Origin of the sequence: Psychrobacter sp. ER1 (assembly GCF_048631835.1) — a bacterium.
Classification (GTDB): Bacteria; Pseudomonadota; Gammaproteobacteria; order Pseudomonadales; family Moraxellaceae; genus Psychrobacter.
On sequence record NZ_CP184640.1, the window covers coordinates 145,584 to 164,459 of the forward strand.

Consider the following 18,876-nt stretch of genomic DNA (forward strand, 5'->3'; position numbering starts at 1 on the left):
GGTTAATAACTTTATGCTGGTACGGCACCTTGAGTTGCTAGCCATTGCTGAATGTCTTGAGTTTTAGCAGCCAGTAACAGTTGCTCACCGCGACTTTCGATATTCAATCTGATAAGCGGCTCGGTATTCGATGCTCGCAGATTGAAGCGCCATTCGCCAAAATTCAGACTTAAACCATCAAGTGTCGATTTAACTGGTTGCTCGTTGCTGAATTTATCTTCAATTGCGCTAATAATTGTTGGTGCGTCATAGGTTGTAAGACGAAAGTTTAGCTCACCTGAGCTGGGATAGGCGGCAATATAGCCTGTGACCAATTCAGACAGTGTTTTACCAGTGTTAGACAACAGCTCAATGGTCAATAACCATGGAATCATGCCACTATCGCAATAGAAGAAGTCGCGGAAATAGTGATGGGCAGACATTTCACCGCCATATACAGCACCTGAGTCCCGCATGACTTGCTTGATAAATGAGTGTCCAGATTTACTAATGACAGCCCTACCATTATGTTCTTCTATCACTGCTTCGGTATTATAAATTACTCGTGGGTCATAGACGATTGATTCATTCGGGTATTTGTTTAAAAAAGCTTGAGCGAGCATACCGACGATATAGCTACCATCGATAAATTCACCACGTTCATCGAATAGGAAGCAGCGATCAAAGTCACCATCAAAGGCAATGCCAAGATCCGCGTTATTTTCCAAAACGGCTTGCTGGGTAGCCACTCTATTGGCTTCAATCATTGGATTAGGGATGCCGTTAGGGAAGCTACCATCTGGTGTATGATGCAATTTAATCACTTCAATCGGTGCTTCTGCTTGTGCTAACTTATCAATTAATAAATCGACCACAGGACCTGCACTACCATTGCCTGAATTAACGACCAGTTTGAGTGGTTTTAGTTTATCAGTATCAATAAAAGTCATAACATGATCGATGTACGCGCTTTTATCCGTCAATAACTGCAATTTGCCTGATTGATTATTCGTAGTGAACTGCCCAGATTCTGCCAGTGCTTGAATCTCTGCTAACCCATCATCAGCGCTGATTGGTTTTGAATGTTCTTTAACCAGTTTTAGGCCATTATAATTGATAGGGTTATGACTGGCAGTAACCTCAATACCACCTAACGCCTGATAGTGACTGGTGGCAAAATATACTTCTTCCGTACCACTCATTCCCAAATCAATAACGTCGACGCCTGCATCAACGATGCCTTTGATAGCGGCTTGTTTTAATTGCTCACTAGAGTGGCGAATATCGCTACCGATAACGATAGCAGGTTTTAAAGTTGCTATATCATCGGCTTGGGTTTGAGCTGCTGCCTGATAACGCTGATATAAAATCTGTGCGAACGCGCGCCCGATACGGTAGGCAATCTCTTCATCGAGATTGACCCCAAGTTCACCCCGAATGTCATAGGCTTTAAATGAGCTGATAGTAATAGGGTCGAATGTTGCGGTTGGTTGATAGTTGGTGGTCGCAGAAGTGGACATAATGATAAAGTTCCTCGCGCATGAGCAGTGGTAAAATGAAGAGGTTAGTAGCACAATTATAAGCTAAGATGTGTTCAATGATACACTAACTATTAGACGAATCAGCAAACAACACATAAAACGATAAGAGCCACCCTTATGAGTATTCCAGACAAAAAATTACCGTGCCTGTACCAGTACAAGGAACACCAGAAGCCACTGGCCAGCTTGATGATTTGTTAACGTTGATGGCACGACTAAGGGCAGTCTGTCCGTGGGACAAAAAGCAAACCAATCATAGCCTTATTCCGTATGCCATTGAAGAGGCTTACGAGCTAGGCGAAGCGGTACAAAGCGATGATGATGAGGACATCAAAGGTGAGCTTGGCGATGTGCTGCTGCAAGTGGTGTTTCATTGTCAGATGTATGCGGAGCAAGGGCGCTTTGATATGAGTGATGTTATCAGTACTTTGCAAGAGAAGCTGGTTCGTCGTCATCCGCATGTGTTTGAAGCCGAAACGCTCAAAGATGATGCAGCAGTAAAAGTACGCTGGGACGAAATTAAGTTCGAGGAGCAGCAGGCACGCGAAGCACGTGGCAAATCAAAACGTCGCTTAGATCAAGTCAAAGCAGGTAGCGCACTAATGCAGGCACAAGATGTACAAAAGCAAGCGTCAAAGTTGGGCTTTGATTGGGAAGGCATGGCAGGTGCCGTGGATAAGCTAGACGAAGAGATTGCTGAGCTAAAGCATGAGCTAACAGGTAAATCTACAGCTGCTATTGAATATAATATAAGCAAAGCCAATATCAGAGAGGTCGAAAAAGAATTAGGCGACTGTATGTTTGCACTTGTGAACATTGCACGTAAACTAAACCTTGATGCAGAGACAGCAACCTTAACCTGCGTGCACAAGTTTAAATCTCGCTTTGGTTATATTGAGGAGCAGCTAGAACTCGCTGGCAAGCGACTAGAAGACAGCGATATAACTGAAATGGATGCACTATGGGAAGCGGCGAAACAATATGAACGCTCATCGTAAATTCTCATTTGCCAGCTTACTGACGACCACCGCTTTTAGTCTTGTATTGTCTGTGGTCGCACTCAGTAATGCCAATGCAGATCCTTGTTTTGACGACCCTCAGCGTGCTTATGAGTATTTGATCGCAAAAGAAAAAGCTATTACACAAGCGCGTAAGCAGAAAGTCATCAATATCAATCGAGCCAATGAAGGCGAGCTGGTTTCGTTAGATGGTATCGGCAGTAGTAAAGCGCAGGCGATAATTTTATATCGTGACATGTTTGGCGATTTTAAGACAGTGGATGAGCTGGCAAAGGTGAAAGGTATCGGTGCAAAAACAGTCGAGAAAAACCAAAGACGTTTAAGTGTGCGTGATTAATGGCGGTGTTTTGCATTAATTAACCCCAATATTGACAAAATAGCATGTAAGTAAATGTCATAACACCCCCAGTAGGTCCAAAATTTGTTAAACTAGCGGGTACATCCGCCTGATAAACGCTGTGTTATTCAGGGGTAGTTAAAGAATACCGGCGAGGAGTAGATGCATGGCCGAGCGTGCCGCCAAGCAGTTAGAACTGAACAAATCTGAATTACCCAATTCCATTACTGAAGTGATTGCCACATTGACCCGTGCTGGGTTTGATGCGTATATCGTCGGTGGTGGTGTGCGCGATACTTTATTAGGTCTGCGCCCGAAAGACTTTGATGCCGTCACCGATGCCAAGCCGCATGAGATTAAAGATGTCTTTGGTAAGCGCTGCCGCATTATCGGTCGCCGCTTCCAGTTAGCGCATGTGTATTCAGGTCGCGAGTTGATTGAAGTTGCTACTTTCCGTGGTCCACCAACCAGTGATGCTAATACCAATCAAGACGGTATGATTCTGCGCGACAATGTTTGGGGCGATATTCAACAAGATTTCTCCCGTCGCGATTTCTCTATCAATGCGCTTTATTATCAACCGCTCAAAGGCATCGTTCATGATTTCTGCGGCGCGCTTGATGATATTGATAACAGAATCATTCGTCTATTGGGCAATGCGCCAGTACGTATCGAAGAAGATCCTGTGCGCTTGCTCCGTGCCTTACGTTTCAAGGCCAAGCTAGGTTTTGAATTTGATGAAGCGTTGTCCGAGCAGTTCAATGACGGGAACTGGGCGCTGCTTGAGCAAATATCACCGCATCGTCTCTATGATGAAACGCAAAAGATGTTTACTGGTGGCTATCTAGTACCCCTGTTGCCATTATTGTTTGAATCAGGTGCGATTGATAGTCTCATTATCTATCCACCGTCTGAGCCAAGTGCTTTAGTCAATCAGGTAGCTATCAATACCGATAAGCGTATTGCAGCGGGCAAGAGTATCAACCCTGCGTTCTTCTATGCTGCCTTACTGTGGGAAAATTACCTACATCAATTAGCAAAAGCTAAGAAACGTAATATGCCGTTTGCCGAAGCGCAAATGCATGCGGCTGGCAAAGTCATCGACCGTCAGCGTATCAAAACCGCTATTCCGAAATTTGCTGAGCAATTCATTCGAGATATCTGGATATTGCAGCCAAAACTTGCAGCCCCACGTAGCAAACAGATCGTTCAGCTATCAGAGCATCCGCGTTTCCGTGCGGGCTTTGACTTTTTATTATTACGTGAGCAGTGCGGCGATGCTGAGCATCCGCTATCAGAGTCAACCAACGATATGGGTGACTGGTGGCAGACGTATCAAACCTTGTCTGAACAAGAGCAACAGCAGGCGATTGATGAGTTTGACGAAAATATTCGCCGAGGTGCTTATAAAAAAGGGCAACGTGGTCGCGGACGTAATCGTCAAGAATCAAAAACACAGACTACTGATAATGCAGCACCTAATCAGAACAGTACAAAGCAAAACAAAGCTGATGACCGTGCTGAAAAAGGTAGAAATGATCAAACAATGGTAAATGATTCGTCAAATATTCCAGCCCGTCGTCGCCGTGCTGCCAGCCAATCTAAAGCTAGTCGCAATGACAGCGGAAGACACAACGTGCAGCAAATAGAGCAAGACAATAACGAGCTTGCTCAGCTACAGCAGTTGTCTCTTGCTAATAACAAGCAATCGGCAAGCCAACACGCAAAGCCTAAGCCACTATTTATTATCGAGCACGAGAACGTTGTGCCGCCATTGCAGAAGCAGCTGTCAGCTGATGATACGTCGAAGCGCAACAAAGCACCTGTACGAAAGCCAGCACCAACCAATCAAGAAGCTCCAAAGCAAGCGGTTAAGTCTGAACGCTCAAATAACGTTCAGCCGTCTAATACTAATCAGCCAGAAGCTCAGGCATCAGCTAGTCAGGCTAGACCAGCTCGCTCGATCGCAAGATCACCTGCGTTAGTCAGTATGAATAACGAGCCGATCCCGCATAAACGTCGCCGTCGCCAACCTACTGTAGATAGTGCGAGCAATATCGAAGTACAAGGCAGTAATGATTCGAAGGACAGTAGTAATCGAGCACAGCCAAAGGCAAAGTATGTGAAAAAAGCGCCTAAACCTGCAGTTGAAGCGTCTGATAAAAGCGATACTAAAAGTGTAAAGGAAGTAGGTAGCAAGGCAGTAGATAGCAAAGACGCGACAAAAACCGCTGCACCTACGAGAGCCAGGAAATCGGTGAAAGCAACTACTGCAAAGGCTGCTAAAGCGACGCAAGATACAAATGATCAGATGCCTGCTGTGAAAGTAACTGATAACAAAGGCCCTGTACCGTCGAAGCGCCGCCGCCGTCAGCCTAGTACTGAAAGTGCATAATATGGATAACAGTACAGATAATAGTAACTGGGTTACCTGTTATGTGGGCTTGGGTAGCAACCTCGCTAATGAGCTGGGTTCGCCTACCGATCATTTGCAGCATGCGCTTGCAGTAATGCGAGCACATGAGCAGGTACGTGAAGTAAGTGTATCTTCTTTTACGCTTCAGCACCGATGGGTCCACAAGACCAGCCAGATTTTGTCAATGCAGTAGCTGGTTTTGAGACAACGTTTGACCCTTATGAGCTGCTTGTTTTTTGTCAGCAATTAGAAATCATGGCCAAGCGAGCACGTTTACGCCGTTGGGGCGAACGTAGTCTGGACGTTGATATTTTGCTATACGGTGAGACGCAGATTACTGATCCAACACTGACGATACCGCACGCTGGCTTAAGTGAGCGCAATTTTGTCTTAATACCACTGCGAGAAGTGGCACCAAACTTAACCATCGCCGGTAAGTTGATAAGTGACTATGCACAAAGTCGCGATTGGACAGGTTTAACATTACTATCAAGCGATTGATTATAAGTAAATGATGCTAAGTGATGGGAGATTGGTTTAAGACATCTCGATCACAGCTAGAATAGTAGCAGTATTGATAATCAAAGGCATTGCAGATTAATTGAGGGTCATATGACGACATTATCTACGTTAAATAAGTTTAAAAAGAAGGTACCAAGTTCACTTGCTTGACCTGCTATGACTCGATGTTTGCACGAATGATGGAAAAAGCCGAAATTGATACGATTTTAATTGGGGATAGCTTGGGCATGGTTGTACAAGGCCATGACTCAACATTACCTGTAACAGTCAATGATATGGCTTATCACACTGCCAATATTGCCCGTAGCAACAAACACGCGCTGATATTGGCTGACCTACCGTTTATGAGTTATGTGACACTGCCAGAAGCCGTCGCTAATAGCCGCACATTAATGCAAGCAGGGGCGCATGTCATAAAAATCGAAGGTGGTAGAGAGCTGTGTGAATTGGTAACGACCTTGGCACAAGCAGGCACACCAACTTGTGTACATCTTGGTTTGACCCCGCAGTCTGTGAACGTATTTGGTGGCTATAAAATTCAAGGCCGCGGTGATGAGGCGGCTAATAAACTGCTTGCCGATGCCAAAGCAGTCGTCGATGCTGGTGCTGCATTACTAGTACTAGAATGTGTTCCAGCCGCGCTTGCAAAAGCCGTTACTGAAGCTGTTGCCGTGCCAGTTATTGGTATTGGTGCTGGAGCCGATACTGATGGTCAGGTATTGGTTATGCATGACATGCTAGGTATGGCGCATGGTCGAGTGCCACGTTTTATCCATGATTTTTTAACCGATGAGCGCAATAGCGCACACAGTATCGAAGGTGCTTTTGCGCTCTATCAGCAGTCAGTACGCGAAGGTAGTTTCCCGACTGAGCAGCACCAATTTAGCTGATTTTGCAGTTATTAAAGTTATTGAACAACAGAACGTGTGAATAGAAGAAAAGTAATCATGTCTCCAATTATTTATCATGATATCTCGTCACTACGTGAAGCGCTGCAGTCTTATCGTGGTCAGCAACGTGACAAACAAGACCGTCAGCAGCGCATTGCGCTAGTACCAACGATGGGTAATCTGCATGACGGTCATCTTGAGCTGGTAAAAATTGCCAAGCAGCATGCAGATGTAGTGGTGGTCAGTATTTTCGTTAACCCTACTCAGTTTGGCGTTGGGGAAGATTTTGACAGCTATCCCCGTACGCTAGATGCAGATGTGGCTAAGCTTGCGACAGTGGATGCAGATTACGTGTTTGCACCTAGTATTGATGCAATGTATCCAGTATTACCACCACCTACTGCTGTATTGGCTGGTGCTATTGCCAATAAGTTATGTGGTCAATCACGTCCTGGACACTTTGATGGTGTTGGTATTGTGGTCGCTAAACTGTTCAATATCGTACAACCAGATGTGGCAGTATTTGGACAAAAAGACTATCAGCAGCTTGCTATCATTAAGCAGTTGGTACGTGACTTGAGTTATCCTATTAATATCATTGGTGCGCCTATTGTTCGTGCTGATGATGGCTTAGCGCTATCATCGCGCAATCAATACTTAAGTGCAAATGAGCGTCAAGCTGCCCCTGTATTACATCAAGCATTGCAAGAATTAGCGCAGAGTTTAAAAAGTACGGCTCTTAGTCAACAAGCATTTGATAAGCTATTAGTAGATACGCGGACACGTATTAGTGACGCAGGTTTTATTATTGATTATCTGGAAATAAAGACTGAGGAGTTAGGTTCTGTCGTAAGTGACTCTAAAGTCTTTAATATAGAAAACAAAAATATCGTTATTTTAGTTGCAGCGTGGCTAGGAAAAGCGCGTTTGTTAGACAATCAGTTGGTAATGGTAAATTAGCTTTTATGACATAGCAGTAGACTAGATACAATAGACTTGGATGAGTAGATCATGGGTGTAAGTCAGGATCAAAATAGTAATGCGGCAGCAACAATAGCGGATCAGACGTCTACGAATAAGCTCAGTATATTGGTGGTCTCAGGGCGTTCAGGATCTGGTAAAACCTCAGTATTGAATATCTTAGAAGATCTAGGCTATTACTCTATTGATAACCTACCGCTGTCTTTGTTGCCTAATGCTGCTCATAAACTGGTTAATGAAAGCGGCATTCATCGTATTGCGCTGGGTGTCGATATTCGAACGCCACGTGCTGATTTATCTAACTTTGCGGTGACGTATGCTTCTCTCAAGGAGACTTATGGGTCTCATGCGGTACAGATTTTATATGTGACTGCACAAGAGAGTACGCTGATAGCTCGTTTCAATGCGACGCGACGCGTACATCCGCTAATGTCACAAGATATTGATAGTGATAACGCTAAGCATATTGCCTTTAATTTACCCGCTGCTATCAAAAAGGAAGTTGAGCTATTAGAGCCAATTGCTAGTCACGCTGATATTAGGATTGATACCAGTAGCCTAAATATCCATCAGTTAAAAGACAGCTTGCGTGAACACATAGGTATGGACAACCAGATTGTCATCAATCTACTGTCTTTCGGTTTTAAATACGGTAGCCCCATTGATGCTGACTTTGTATTCGACGTTAGAATTCTACCGAATCCGCATTGGAACCCTGAATTACGTGACTCGACAGGTCTGGATACTGAGGTAGGCGCATTCTTCTTAGATTATCCAGAAGTAGCAGAAATGATGGGTGATATTGATAAGTTTTTGACCCGTTGGCTACCAGAGTTTTTGCACAATAATCGTCATACGGTCACGGTTGCCATAGGCTGTACAGGCGGCAAACATCGCTCTGTTTTTATCACTGATCATCTACAACGCCGCCTTGCTGATGCCATGCCTAAAGGTGTGAAGGTATTGGCAAAACATCGCGAAAAAGTCGTTGGTAGTGATATCAGACACTCTTTAATTTATTAATTATTATTTTGGAAAGCTTTTATGATTGACTGGAAAGAACAGGACATGCGCGTCTCGCGCACAGAACTCAAAAAAGCCCATGAGCGCTTGCAGCAATTATCTATACCGCTTGCTAGCTTATCGAAAAAACAGCTAAAAGCCTTACCTGCCAGTGATTATTTTATGGCGGAGCTAATGGCATTGGCTGATATTACCAGCGCAAATGCTCGTAATCGTCAGACCAAACGTGTCGGCAAGCTTATGATTGAAGAAAATCGTCATGAGCTGATAAAGGCACTATTTGATGCCTTTTTTCCTAAAGAGCAAGTCTCAAAAATAGAGAGCTGGTACGAGCGTCTGAATATCAATGATGAAGGTACACTCAAGCAGTTTGTGAAGCAATATAAAGCTTCTGAGCACCACAGTATGTATCAGTTACTATTGTGGATAGAGTATGCCAAACACATGCAAGATGATGAGTTGCTAGCAGAATCTAAAGCAGATTTGGCAAGCTATATACGTGAAGTGGCTATTTTATCGCAGCTAAAAAATAACATCTATATACCAAGCTAGAAATCTATTAATTAGAATTTTATTAGTTGAAAGATTAGTAGTTAGAAATGAGTAATTAAAAGACGTATAGCTAAAAGGTTAAGATGCAAAAAAGCCAATCAATATATGATTGGCTTTTTTGTGCACGACATACAAATATGCTGTACGTCATGTGAGTTATTCAAGTATTTATTGCTTGAGTTATTTCTTTTCAGCACGGGCTTTGTCGACCAAGTAGTCGACGACTTTAGGTACTTTAGCACTCTCACCAGTGACTACATATTTGCCTTGCACCACCACAGCTGGTACGCCAGAAAGCTGATAACGTTTAGCGCCTTCTTGTGAGCGACCAATTTTTGTACCAACAGCGAATGAGTTATATAGGCTGTTAAATTTCTTTTCATTCACGCCTTTTGACGCGTACCATTTGCTCAATGATGATTGATCAAACAGTTTTTTACCATCTTTGTGGATAGCATCAAATAATGCAGAATGAGTTTTGTCTTCGAACCCTAAAAGCTGAGCCGCATAAAAACCGCGTGCATTGGCTTCCCAAACAGGGTTAAGTGCCGCTGGTGTTTTGAAGAATACGACATCTTTGTCTTTAGTCTTTGCCCATTTTTCCATATGTGGATCAAGCACATTACAATGTGGGCAACCATACCAAAAGAATTCACGAACAATGATAGCATCACCGCTGATTTTCTCTGGGTTGTCTAGCACACGGTAATCTTTTCCAGCGACATAGTCTGCAGCTTGTGCGCCCATAGAGGCAAGTCCAATGGCCATGGCTAGACCAGTCAGTGTGATGACACGTTTCATACTTTATCCTTGAGGTGTGGAGACTTAGAATGGGTTAAGAGGTTTGTGTCTATATGGTTGTTAAACATGTGATGCTTTAAAATATATAGCTTTTAAAGCGTCTAAACCAGACAGTGTCGAGTATAATCGAACAATAGCAAAGTATCGACTATGATAACGTAAAATGTATGTACTTGTGAATCGCATTCTTAACCGATAGTTGTAAAGCTGTTAGCTATTATTTAAGGTATATTGCTTGTTATTTTTTGAACCTACTGTTTCTCAAGTGTCTGCTTTATTTTTATGTAAGATTTAAGACATTCAAAAGTATCAGGATGCGATATTGTCACGAGGATACGTATCTTTTCTATATCAAGATACTGCCCAAAAAACAGGGTAAAGTTTAAGCCTATTCACAATCGGTGACGATGTGCTTACGACAAAACTGCTACTCTCATGCTAATATTAAGCACATAATCGTGCACTGTAAACGATAATAACGATAGTGACAATCAAGGAACATACCATGAGCTCAGCTTTAAATTCTTCATCAACTTCGAGTGATCAAAATAACAATAGCGCTTTCAATAATACAGAGTCTAACACCATCAACGTAGATCCTAGCGAAGTCGAAAAATTTAATAACTTGGCGAGTGAGTGGTGGAGCAATACAGGTGCCTTTGCAACGCTACACGAGATCAATCCATTACGTCTAAATTGGATAGAAGAAAACATCAAACGTGGCTATCAAAACGCTGCTAATAAAACCGCTGAGCAAGGACTTTCTGGCAAAAAAGTACTCGATGTAGGGTGCGGCGGCGGAATATTGTCAGAATCTATGGCACGCCGCGGTGCTGATGTGACAGGGATTGATTTAGGTACAGAAAACCTAAAAGCTGCTGCGTTACATGCAGAGCAAAGCCAGTTAGAGAGTACGCTTCGTTATCAGCATATACCCGTTGAAGAGTTGGCAAAAACACAGGCTGGTCAGTTTGATGTGGTGACTTGTATGGAGATGCTAGAGCACGTGCCAGATCCTAGCTCGATTGTGCAGGCTTGTTATGAGTTACTGGCTCCTGGCGGCGTCTGTGTGTTATCAACGATTAATCGCAATCCTAAGTCTTATCTGTTTGCCATCGTTGGTGCAGAGTATGTGCTACGATTGCTTGATCGTGGTACCCATGACTATGCCAAATTTATTACGCCAGCAGAATTAGACAAAATGGCACTTAATACTGGATTTGTTCGTCAGGATATTATCGGTTTGCATTATAATCCGCTGACCAAACGCTACTGGCTTGCCCAAAACGTCGATGTTAATTATATGATAGCCGTACAAAAGCCATTGGTTTAATGCTTCACGCAGCCATTTATTTGCCATACTTTCACTAAACACGTCATCAATCTCAAGAGCATTCACTATGACCCAATTTGTAAAAGCTGTTTTATTTGACCTTGATGGGACATTAATCGATACTGCTGCTGATTTTGTTCGTATCATCGGTAAAATGAGTCTCGAAAATGATTGGCAGGCACCGCCTGAAGCGGAAATCCGAGAGCAAGTCTCTGCGGGTGCCTCGGCCATGGTGCAATTGATGCTAAGACATAACAATCAACTCGAAGTCAGCGAGGAAGCGTTGCTTGAGTTTCGTCAGCAGTTCTTAGATGATTATGAAGCAGATATCTGTGTCGATAGCTGCGTGTTTCAGGCGCTTGAAGCGGTACTGACTGAGCTTGAAGCAAAAGGTGTGCCTTGGGGTATCGTTACCAACAAGCCACGTTATTTAGCCGAAAAGCTATTAAATGAGATGCAACTGGATCAACGCTGTGCAGTTTTGGTCTGTCCAGATGATGTATCACGTACCAAACCAGATCCAGAGCCAATGTATATGGCGCTAGAAAAACTGGGTATTCCACGAGGGGCGGCAGGCTGCGTACTCTATGTCGGTGACCATGTACGTGATATTGAAGCTGGCAACGCCGCTGGCATGCCAACGATTTTGGCCGCTTATGGATATATTCCACCTGAAGATCAAAAGTCTTTGAAAAAATGGGGCGCCGACTATATTACGGATACGCCTGAGCAGTTAAATAAATTACTGCTATCGTCTGGTAAGTTTGAGTATTTATAGACTGCTATATATCACCAGTTTTTCAACCATAAGCACATATCCTCAACGATTTAATGATAAGTAGTGAGCAATGCCATGAGTGACAATAATAATCAACCAGTCGAGCCACAAGACAATAAAAAAACGGTTCAAAGTCCTATTCAGCCTTTGACTCATGATGATATTCGTAGCTTTGTACCGTCCAGTAATTGCTTAGATGGTAAGACTATTTTGGTGACTGGTGCGGGGGATGGTATTGGCCGTGTTGCCGCACTGACCTATGCTCGTTATGGTGCCACAGTTTTATTGTTAGGACGCACTAGCAGCAAGCTTGAATACGTCTACGATGAGATTGAAAGCCTTGGTGGTAAGCAGCCTGCTATGTTGCCGATGAATCTAGAAGGGGCAACTTACGCTGAAATGCAACAGCTCGAAGGGCTAATCAATAAAGAAGTCGGCCAGTTAGACGGTATCTTGCATAATGCTGGTGTATTAGGACAACTGACGCCGCTTGAGATGTATGATGTCGATACTTTCGCCCAAGTGATGAAAGTAAATTTCACAGCGACTTTTATGCTGACGCAAGCGTTATTGCCACTGCTCAAAGATGCAGATCATGGCTCTGTTGTTTTCACCTCTAGCACTGTAGGTACACATCCTCGCGCATTTTGGGGGCTTATGCACTTTCCAAACAAGCAGTAGAAGGTATGAGTGATATCTTTACTCAAGAGACTCAGAACACCACCAATCTACGTTTTAACTGCATTAATCCAGGTGGTACTCGTACTAATATGCGTGCGCATGCGTATCCAGGTGAAAACCCTATGAGCTTAAAAACACCTGAAGATATCATGGCAGGCTACGTTTGTCTGATGAGTGATGAGAGCATTGGCGTACGTGGTCAAGTCATTGAGCTACAACCTAAAGATTAGTAGCAAAGTTTGTAAATCGATTACGTCATTTTTTATGGATGGTTTTATACACTATCGCAGGTTGCAATTAACCATAGTTAGCCCCATCTATTTGTTATTAAAGACATTTGTATTGTCTAATTATAATGAATAAAAAATAGGATAAGATTATGGCAGGTGGCTGGTCAAGAGATGGTGCTGAGCACGAACAAATGGATGCAACGGTCAATGATGCATTGGAGCGAGCGCGACGTTCGTTGCCGACAGGGGTAAGTGCTGAGCTGTGTGACGAATGTGGTAAGCCTATTCCGGAGGAGCGGCGACTAGCGGTGCCTGGTATCCAGCATTGCGTCAGTTGTCAGACAGCGCTTGAGCAAGAGGCAAAAGCGGCTGAACTGTTTAATCGTCGTGGTAGTAAAGACAGTCAGTTGCGTTAAACAATAGTTAGGGCGTGTCCTCAATTCAATCGATAGTCATCTAAATGGGTTAAAAATGGCTAAATCTTGCCAAACGGCGTCAAATAGCTGACTAATATCTCGATATTATCTGCGCTATTTTCCTTGTTTGACTGCGACTTATCTCATTTTTATCACCATTTTTAAAATGAGGACACGGCCTAGTTGCGTTGAAAAAGAAAGGGCGGACATTGCTAGATAAAATAGCAATGTCTGCCCTTTTTTGTCTGTTGCTATATAACCAGTGCCATCAGTTCGCGATCGCACTCTTCCCAATCTATCAATACTGATGACGCTTTGGCACCATTCTCAGTTTCTGATTTTTCTGTAGCTGTATCGACAGTATTTGTATCTACAGCATTGCCTAGTTGCAAAATGATTTCTAGCCGACTATCAGACTGTGGATTAATAGTTCTGGTGGTCAGACTACCAGGGTTAAAATTGATCTGCAGCCAGCCATCAGAAGTATGAACCACGCCTTTGATGCGTTGCCAATTTGGCAAATTCAATAGCCAATTCTGCAAATCGTCAGCGTTTAGTTGGTAATGAGCGGGTAGTCGCCATCCAGCCAACTGAAAATCCTGCTGCTCTTCATGGTAGCGATAGGGCAGATCACTATCAGCACTAGCCTGAGCTTCGGTCTCATCGGTAGATGAACTCGATGATGGCACAGTTGCTAAAGAGCTAGCTTGAGACTGTAAACCAATCATAGATTTTGTAGGATGAGCAATACTGACTTTTCGTTGATTCGAAATGATAGAGCTAGGCTGATTCAGTTGGTCGTTTAACGTTTTAGAGTATGCATCTGCTACAAGACCATCTGATGAATGAACGTCTGATGAGTTAGTTGTCTTAGATGTCGTTAGTCCTGATGCTGCCCAAATAATTTTTACTTGTGAATTTAGCGTGGTTATCCATTCTACCAAGACCTGTTTTTCGCTAATATCTAATTGGGTATAACGATTGATTATCAGCACATCGGCATCACGGACATGCGCTTGAAAACCATCATGATCACGATACTTAATCTGTTGCCACTGCTCGCCACTTAGCACGGTTATGACAGCATTCATTTTTAGGGCAGTTTGCCAATGCGGCGCACTGAGTTGTAGTATCAGCTCACGTGGATGTGCCAATCCTGTGGGCTCGATTAACAATCGCTGTGGATGATGGTCACTGAGCAGACAACTGATTGCAATCTGTAAGGGCAGCTGGCTGGTGCAGCAAATACAGCCACCACTGACTTCACGAATGGCAATATTCTTTTGCTCAAGATTTGTGTCTTGGGAGCTTGCTAGGAGTGCGCCATCAATACCGATACGACCAAACTCATTGATTAAGAGAGCCCAGCGTTCGTCATCAGGTTTTGTGGCCAGTAATTGATTGATTACGGTGGTTTTGCCAGCACCTAAAAACCCTGTCACTAACGTGCAGGGTATGTTTTGAAAAATAATTGGGTTTTTCACAAATAGGCTCATCATATTGGCACGTGTTTGTGAGTAAACAAACACGGCCTATATTAAAAGGAATTAGATCAGTCAAAAGTTATTCACTCTTGATGGTTTCTACCTCGGCTTCATCAGGAACGAACACGTAGCCAACGCCCCATACGGTCTGAATATAACGCGCTTGTGAAGGGTTGTCTTCAATCAGGCGACGCAGACGTGATACTTGGACGTCGATAGAACGCTCCATCGCACCCCATTCACGACCACGGGCAAGGTTCATCAATTTATCACGAGTCAATGGCTCACGTGGATGTTGTACGAGCGCTTTTAGCACTGAAAACTCACCTGTCGTCAAAGTGACTACGTTACCATCGCGTTTAAGTGTACGAGTCGATAGATCTAGTGTCCATGGACCAAACTCGACCACTTCCATTTGATGACTTGGCGCACCTGGCAACTCACGGTTTTGACGACGTAGTACAGCTTTAATACGAGCTAACAGCTCTTTTGGGTTAAAAGGCTTAGGCAGATAATCATCTGCACCCGCTTCTAGACCGGCGATACGGTCTGCATCGCCACCTTTGGCAGTAAGCATAATGATAGGAATATCTGCATTATCTTCACGCAGACGCTTACAGATACTGATACCGTCTTCGCCTGGCAGCATCAAATCGAGCACGACCAAAGAGAAAAGCTCACGTTGCATGAGTTTGTCCATCTGACTGCCATCATGAGCGGTACGAACGACAAAACCGTCGTCTTCTAGGAAGCGTTGCAACAAAGAGCGCAGACGAGCGTCATCATCGACGACTAAAATACGCTGAGTCAACGTGTCAGGGCTGTTGTTATCAGTCATACAGGCATCCTTTTATAAAAATTATTGTTATCAGAAACTACAAGTAAATAGCTATGAGCAAAAACACTGCCATTAATTATCATTATTTAATTATTGGTTACGAATAAGCACTTCATAAAATTAAAAACTATTGTTCAATATGTCAGCGCATATCGATATTTGTGTTATTGATACTTTAGTGTATAAGATTGCACCGAGAATTGCATCACCCATGATAATAAATGCTGTATGCGTTTGTTTAACAAGTCCATAGGATGTGTGATATAGAACGATTTGCGTCCTAAAATGCGCAATAAATAACGAAAAGATAAAAAGGATTTTTATTCATGCAGCTTTTGCTATAATGCAAAGCTACATTTCTCAACGATTGATACGTATATGAGTAGCACTGATACCTTAACGTCATCTCAAACCTCGACAAATGCACAGGTTTTAGATGCAACCACACACGCGAATATTCACGACAAGCTTGCTCGCGCGCTTGGCATTAAGACTGCTCAAGTCAATGCGTTTGTCAAACTTTATGATGAAGGCGCGACGGTTCCTTTTATTGCGCGTTACCGCAAAGAAAAGACTCAGAATCTTGATGATGCGCAGCTGCGTGCTTTAGAGAAGTCTCTTAATTACGAGCGTGACATGGCAACACGTCGCCTCAAAATTACTGAGCTGCTAAGCACACAAGGCAATCTGACTGACGAGCTACAGACGCGTATCGATAATGCGACGTCTAAGCTTGAGCTTGAAGACATCTATCTGCCATATCGTCCGCGTCGTCGTTCACCTGCTGCCAAAGCTCGCGCCGCTGGTCTTGATACTGCTGCCCAAGCGGTCTTGACCCAAGAAATCACCCCGACGGATGCCTTGGCTGATTATCAAGTCCAGTCAAGTATCACTGATGACAGTGGTAATGAAATCGAGGTTGATTTTAGCGATATTGAAAAACAACTCGCTGGCGTACAAGCGATTATCGTTGATGAGTGGACACAAGCATTGGGTTTGTTGGACAATTTACGCAGTGGTTTTGCCAAAACTGCCAGTATCGTATCGAGCGTTGCGAGCGAAGAAAAGCGCGAAGTTGGCGGAAAATTCAAAGACTACTTTGAGCATAGCGAAAGCCTTGCTCGACTGCCAAATCATCGCCTATTAGCAATGTTGCGCGGTCGTCAAGAAAATGTCTTGGGTCTAAAAATTGAAGGCGAAGACGCACCATTTATCGAAAAAATCATCAGTCATTTCGATGTCGATGCTAAAGCACCAGCAGCCCGCTGTGAGTTTTTATCAGAGGCAGCCAGTAGCTTGTGGAAAGACAAATGGCGTCCGCATATCGAGCACCGCTTGTTAACTGAAAAGCGCCTAGCTGCAGAAGCGGATGCGATTGATGTGTTCGCTAGCAACTTACAGCATTTGCTAATGTCTGCACCTGCAGGTCCTAAAGTGATCTTAGGTGTCGATCCTGGTATCCGTCATGGCGTAAAAATGGCCATCGTCGATGCGCAAGGTCATGTCATGTCAGATAGCGAAGAGAAACCTGTTATTGCGACGGTTTATCCGTTTGCACCTGATAATAAGATGGATGAAGCCAAGAAAGTCATCGATGCGCTGTTGAGCACTTATAACGTTGATTTGGTCGCTATCGGTAATGGTACGGCAAGTCGCGAAACAGATGCGATGATCAAAGAGATTTTGGCTGCGAACGATGCGCTAAAAGCCAAAGCCGTTATCGTTAATGAGTCTGGCGCGTCTGTTTATTCAGCGAGTGAACTTGCTAGTGATGAGTTGGCCAATCTAGACGTTTCTGTACGTGGCGCGGTTTCTATCGCGCGTCGCTTGCAGGATCCATTATCAGAGCTTGTTAAAGTTGATCCAAAAGCCATTGGCGTGGGTCAATATCAGCATGACGTCAATCAAAACCAGCTTGCAGATAGCCTTGATAAAGTCACTCAAGACAGCGTAAACGCGGTTGGCGTTGATGTAAATACGGCGAGCCCAGCTATCTTGGCTCATATCGCTGGTCTTAACCGCAATGTGGCACAGCAAATTGTAACCTATCGCAAAGAGCACGGTGCATTTGATAGTCGTGAAGCGCTCAAAAATGTCCCGCGTCTAGGCGCTAAGACATTTGAGCAAGCAGCTGGTTTCTTACGTATTCATAACGGTAGCAATCCATTAGATGCCACTGGTGTGCATCCAGAGAGCTATGCGCTGGTCGATAACTTACTCGCACAAGCGGCCAAGCCGTTGTCAGAAGTTATTGGTAACGACGGTGTGTTAAATACGATTGATACGACTACACTGGCTGCTAACGATGACAATGTCAGCGTAAAAGCGATTATCGAAGAGCTTGCTAAACCTGCTCGTGATCCTCGCCCTGAGTTTAAAACGGCCAATTTCCGTGATGACGTCAATAGTATCAAAGATTTGAGCGAAGATATGACGTTAGAAGGGGTAGTCACCAACGTAACGGCCTTTGGTTGTTTCGTTGATGTTGGTGTCCATCAGGATGGTTTGGTCCATATCTCGCAGATGGCCAATGACTTTGTCGCAGATCCTATGAACCGTGTCAAACCTGGCGATATCGTATCGGTACGGGTTATCTCTATCGATGAAAAACGTGGTCGTATCGGCTTTAGCATGAAACCTGAATCTGAAAAACCTGTCCGTACTGCTGCCAAGTCTACGACAGCTAGTACAGATGGCGAGAAAACCAGTCGTCCACGCAATAATAACGCAAATAGTGACCGTCCAAATAATAGCCGTCCAGCTGCTGACAAACGTCCGTCTAAGCCACGTGGCAAGCGTCAGGATAAAGACAGCGCGAGCAATCGTAGTAAGCCAGTAAAAAATGATAAAGCTGAAGCCCCAAGTAAAATGGGTACACTTGGTGCCTTATTACAAAAAGCTGGCGTGACTAAAAATAAGAAATAATCAAAATTGAAATAGCTAGCATAGATAGTTTAATATAAAAAAGGGCAGCCAATAGGCTGCCCTTTTTATGTTTGTTAATATACTTAAATATTAATGGCCATATTAACGATTTACAACAATACGGCGGTTT

At 43.7% G+C, this 18,876-nt stretch carries 14 protein-coding genes and 3 pseudogenes; 13 read left to right on the top strand and 4 right to left on the bottom strand.

Translation table 11 applies throughout. The features are described from left to right. Nucleotides 1-11: 11 nt before the first annotated feature. Nucleotides 12-1,499, bottom strand: a complete 1,488-nt coding sequence (locus tag ACOBWA_RS00660) for a phosphomannomutase CpsG (RefSeq protein ID WP_420229916.1) — start codon at nucleotides 1,497-1,499, stop codon at nucleotides 12-14. Between the two features lie 164 nt (nucleotides 1,500-1,663). Between ACOBWA_RS00660 and mazG the strand changes: the two genes are divergently transcribed. From mazG to yjgA, 8 genes and pseudogenes are all read left to right on the top strand, one after another. Then, nucleotides 1,664-2,518, top strand: coding sequence for a nucleoside triphosphate pyrophosphohydrolase (gene mazG / locus ACOBWA_RS00665; protein ID WP_420229917.1), 855 nt, complete (start codon nucleotides 1,664-1,666; stop codon nucleotides 2,516-2,518). Then, nucleotides 2,502-2,876 carry a ComEA family DNA-binding protein gene (locus tag ACOBWA_RS00670; RefSeq protein ID WP_420229918.1) on the top strand — a complete coding sequence of 125 codons (375 nt, stop codon included), beginning with the start codon at nucleotides 2,502-2,504 and terminating at the stop codon, nucleotides 2,874-2,876. The genes mazG and ACOBWA_RS00670 overlap by 17 nt, the downstream gene beginning before the upstream one ends. Before the next feature lie 166 nt (nucleotides 2,877-3,042). Beyond that, nucleotides 3,043-5,271: a polynucleotide adenylyltransferase PcnB gene (gene pcnB, locus ACOBWA_RS00675; RefSeq protein WP_420229919.1), complete on the top strand. Its 2,229-nt coding sequence runs from the start codon at nucleotides 3,043-3,045 to the stop codon at nucleotides 5,269-5,271. Nucleotide 5,272: 1 nt separating this feature from the next. Then, nucleotides 5,273-5,793: pseudogene (folK, locus tag ACOBWA_RS00680) on the top strand (2-amino-4-hydroxy-6-hydroxymethyldihydropteridine diphosphokinase). A gap of 111 nt (nucleotides 5,794-5,904) precedes the next feature. Further along, nucleotides 5,905-6,704, top strand: a pseudogene (panB, locus tag ACOBWA_RS00685) (3-methyl-2-oxobutanoate hydroxymethyltransferase). A gap of 57 nt (nucleotides 6,705-6,761) precedes the next feature. Next, nucleotides 6,762-7,664 carry a pantoate--beta-alanine ligase gene (gene panC, locus ACOBWA_RS00690; protein ID WP_420229920.1) on the top strand — a complete coding sequence of 301 codons (903 nt, stop codon included), beginning with the start codon at nucleotides 6,762-6,764 and terminating at the stop codon, nucleotides 7,662-7,664. Nucleotides 7,665-7,715: 51 nt separating this feature from the next. After that, on the top strand, nucleotides 7,716-8,708 hold the full coding sequence (rapZ, locus tag ACOBWA_RS00695) for an RNase adapter RapZ (RefSeq protein WP_420229921.1): 993 nt from the start codon (nucleotides 7,716-7,718) through the stop codon (nucleotides 8,706-8,708). Between the two features lie 21 nt (nucleotides 8,709-8,729). Beyond that, entirely contained in the window at nucleotides 8,730-9,260 is a 531-nt protein-coding gene (gene yjgA, locus ACOBWA_RS00700) for a ribosome biogenesis factor YjgA (protein WP_420229922.1), read from the top strand. 180 nt (nucleotides 9,261-9,440) lie between these two features. On the opposite strand, the gene ACOBWA_RS00705 is transcribed toward yjgA, so the two are convergent. Beyond that, on the bottom strand, nucleotides 9,441-10,061 hold the full coding sequence (locus ACOBWA_RS00705; RefSeq protein ID WP_102091399.1) for a thiol:disulfide interchange protein DsbA/DsbL: 621 nt from the start codon (nucleotides 10,059-10,061) through the stop codon (nucleotides 9,441-9,443). A gap of 505 nt (nucleotides 10,062-10,566) precedes the next feature. Between ACOBWA_RS00705 and ubiG the strand changes: the two genes are divergently transcribed. The 4 genes and pseudogenes from ubiG (at nucleotide 10,567) to ACOBWA_RS00725 (ending at nucleotide 13,499) form a co-directional block, all read left to right on the top strand. After that, on the top strand, nucleotides 10,567-11,394 hold the full coding sequence (ubiG, locus tag ACOBWA_RS00710) for a bifunctional 2-polyprenyl-6-hydroxyphenol methylase/3-demethylubiquinol 3-O-methyltransferase UbiG (RefSeq protein WP_420229923.1): 828 nt from the start codon (nucleotides 10,567-10,569) through the stop codon (nucleotides 11,392-11,394). Between the two features lie 67 nt (nucleotides 11,395-11,461). After that, the gene (locus ACOBWA_RS00715; RefSeq protein ID WP_420229924.1) at nucleotides 11,462-12,172 is read left to right on the top strand and encodes an HAD family hydrolase; all 711 of its coding nucleotides are present in this window, start codon (nucleotides 11,462-11,464) and stop codon (nucleotides 12,170-12,172) included. 138 nt (nucleotides 12,173-12,310) lie between these two features. Next, nucleotides 12,311-13,083: pseudogene (locus ACOBWA_RS00720) on the top strand (YciK family oxidoreductase). A 149-nt stretch (nucleotides 13,084-13,232) separates the two neighbouring features. Continuing rightward, nucleotides 13,233-13,499, top strand: coding sequence for a DksA/TraR family C4-type zinc finger protein (locus ACOBWA_RS00725; protein WP_420229925.1), 267 nt, complete (start codon nucleotides 13,233-13,235; stop codon nucleotides 13,497-13,499). Between the two features lie 251 nt (nucleotides 13,500-13,750). Here ACOBWA_RS00725 and ACOBWA_RS00730 read toward each other — a convergent pair whose 3' ends face one another. Continuing rightward, complete coding sequence (locus ACOBWA_RS00730) at nucleotides 13,751-15,028, bottom strand: CobW family GTP-binding protein (protein WP_420229926.1); 1,278 nt, start codon at nucleotides 15,026-15,028, stop codon at nucleotides 13,751-13,753. 34 nt (nucleotides 15,029-15,062) lie between these two features. Next, on the bottom strand, nucleotides 15,063-15,821 hold the full coding sequence (gene ompR / locus ACOBWA_RS00735) for a two-component system response regulator OmpR (RefSeq protein ID WP_057757943.1): 759 nt from the start codon (nucleotides 15,819-15,821) through the stop codon (nucleotides 15,063-15,065). A 378-nt stretch (nucleotides 15,822-16,199) separates the two neighbouring features. Here ompR and ACOBWA_RS00740 point away from each other — a divergent pair, with 378 nt between their 5' ends. Then, a complete protein-coding gene (locus ACOBWA_RS00740) occupies nucleotides 16,200-18,746 on the top strand; it encodes a helix-hairpin-helix domain-containing protein (protein ID WP_420229927.1) in 2,547 nt (848 codons plus the stop codon). Nucleotides 18,747-18,876: the final 130 nt, after the last annotated feature.

Excerpts from the sequence above, each read along its gene's own strand:
- ACOBWA_RS00670 (WP_420229918.1), top strand. The coding sequence starts at position 2,502 with ATGAACGCTCATCGTAAATTCTCATTTGCCAGCTTACTGACGACCACC.
- rapZ (WP_420229921.1), top strand. The coding sequence starts at position 7,716 with ATGGGTGTAAGTCAGGATCAAAATAGTAATGCGGCAGCAACAATAGCG.
- ACOBWA_RS00740 (WP_420229927.1), top strand. The coding sequence starts at position 16,200 with ATGAGTAGCACTGATACCTTAACGTCATCTCAAACCTCGACAAATGCA.
- ubiG (WP_420229923.1), top strand. The coding sequence starts at position 10,567 with ATGAGCTCAGCTTTAAATTCTTCATCAACTTCGAGTGATCAAAATAAC.
- ompR (WP_057757943.1), bottom strand. The coding sequence starts at position 15,821 with ATGACTGATAACAACAGCCCTGACACGTTGACTCAGCGTATTTTAGTC.
- yjgA (WP_420229922.1), top strand. The coding sequence starts at position 8,730 with ATGATTGACTGGAAAGAACAGGACATGCGCGTCTCGCGCACAGAACTC.
- ACOBWA_RS00660 (WP_420229916.1), bottom strand. The coding sequence starts at position 1,499 with ATGTCCACTTCTGCGACCACCAACTATCAACCAACCGCAACATTCGAC.
- panC (WP_420229920.1), top strand. The coding sequence starts at position 6,762 with ATGTCTCCAATTATTTATCATGATATCTCGTCACTACGTGAAGCGCTG.
- ACOBWA_RS00725 (WP_420229925.1), top strand. The coding sequence starts at position 13,233 with ATGGCAGGTGGCTGGTCAAGAGATGGTGCTGAGCACGAACAAATGGAT.
- ACOBWA_RS00715 (WP_420229924.1), top strand. The coding sequence starts at position 11,462 with ATGACCCAATTTGTAAAAGCTGTTTTATTTGACCTTGATGGGACATTA.
- pcnB (WP_420229919.1), top strand. The coding sequence starts at position 3,043 with ATGGCCGAGCGTGCCGCCAAGCAGTTAGAACTGAACAAATCTGAATTA.
- ACOBWA_RS00705 (WP_102091399.1), bottom strand. The coding sequence starts at position 10,061 with ATGAAACGTGTCATCACACTGACTGGTCTAGCCATGGCCATTGGACTT.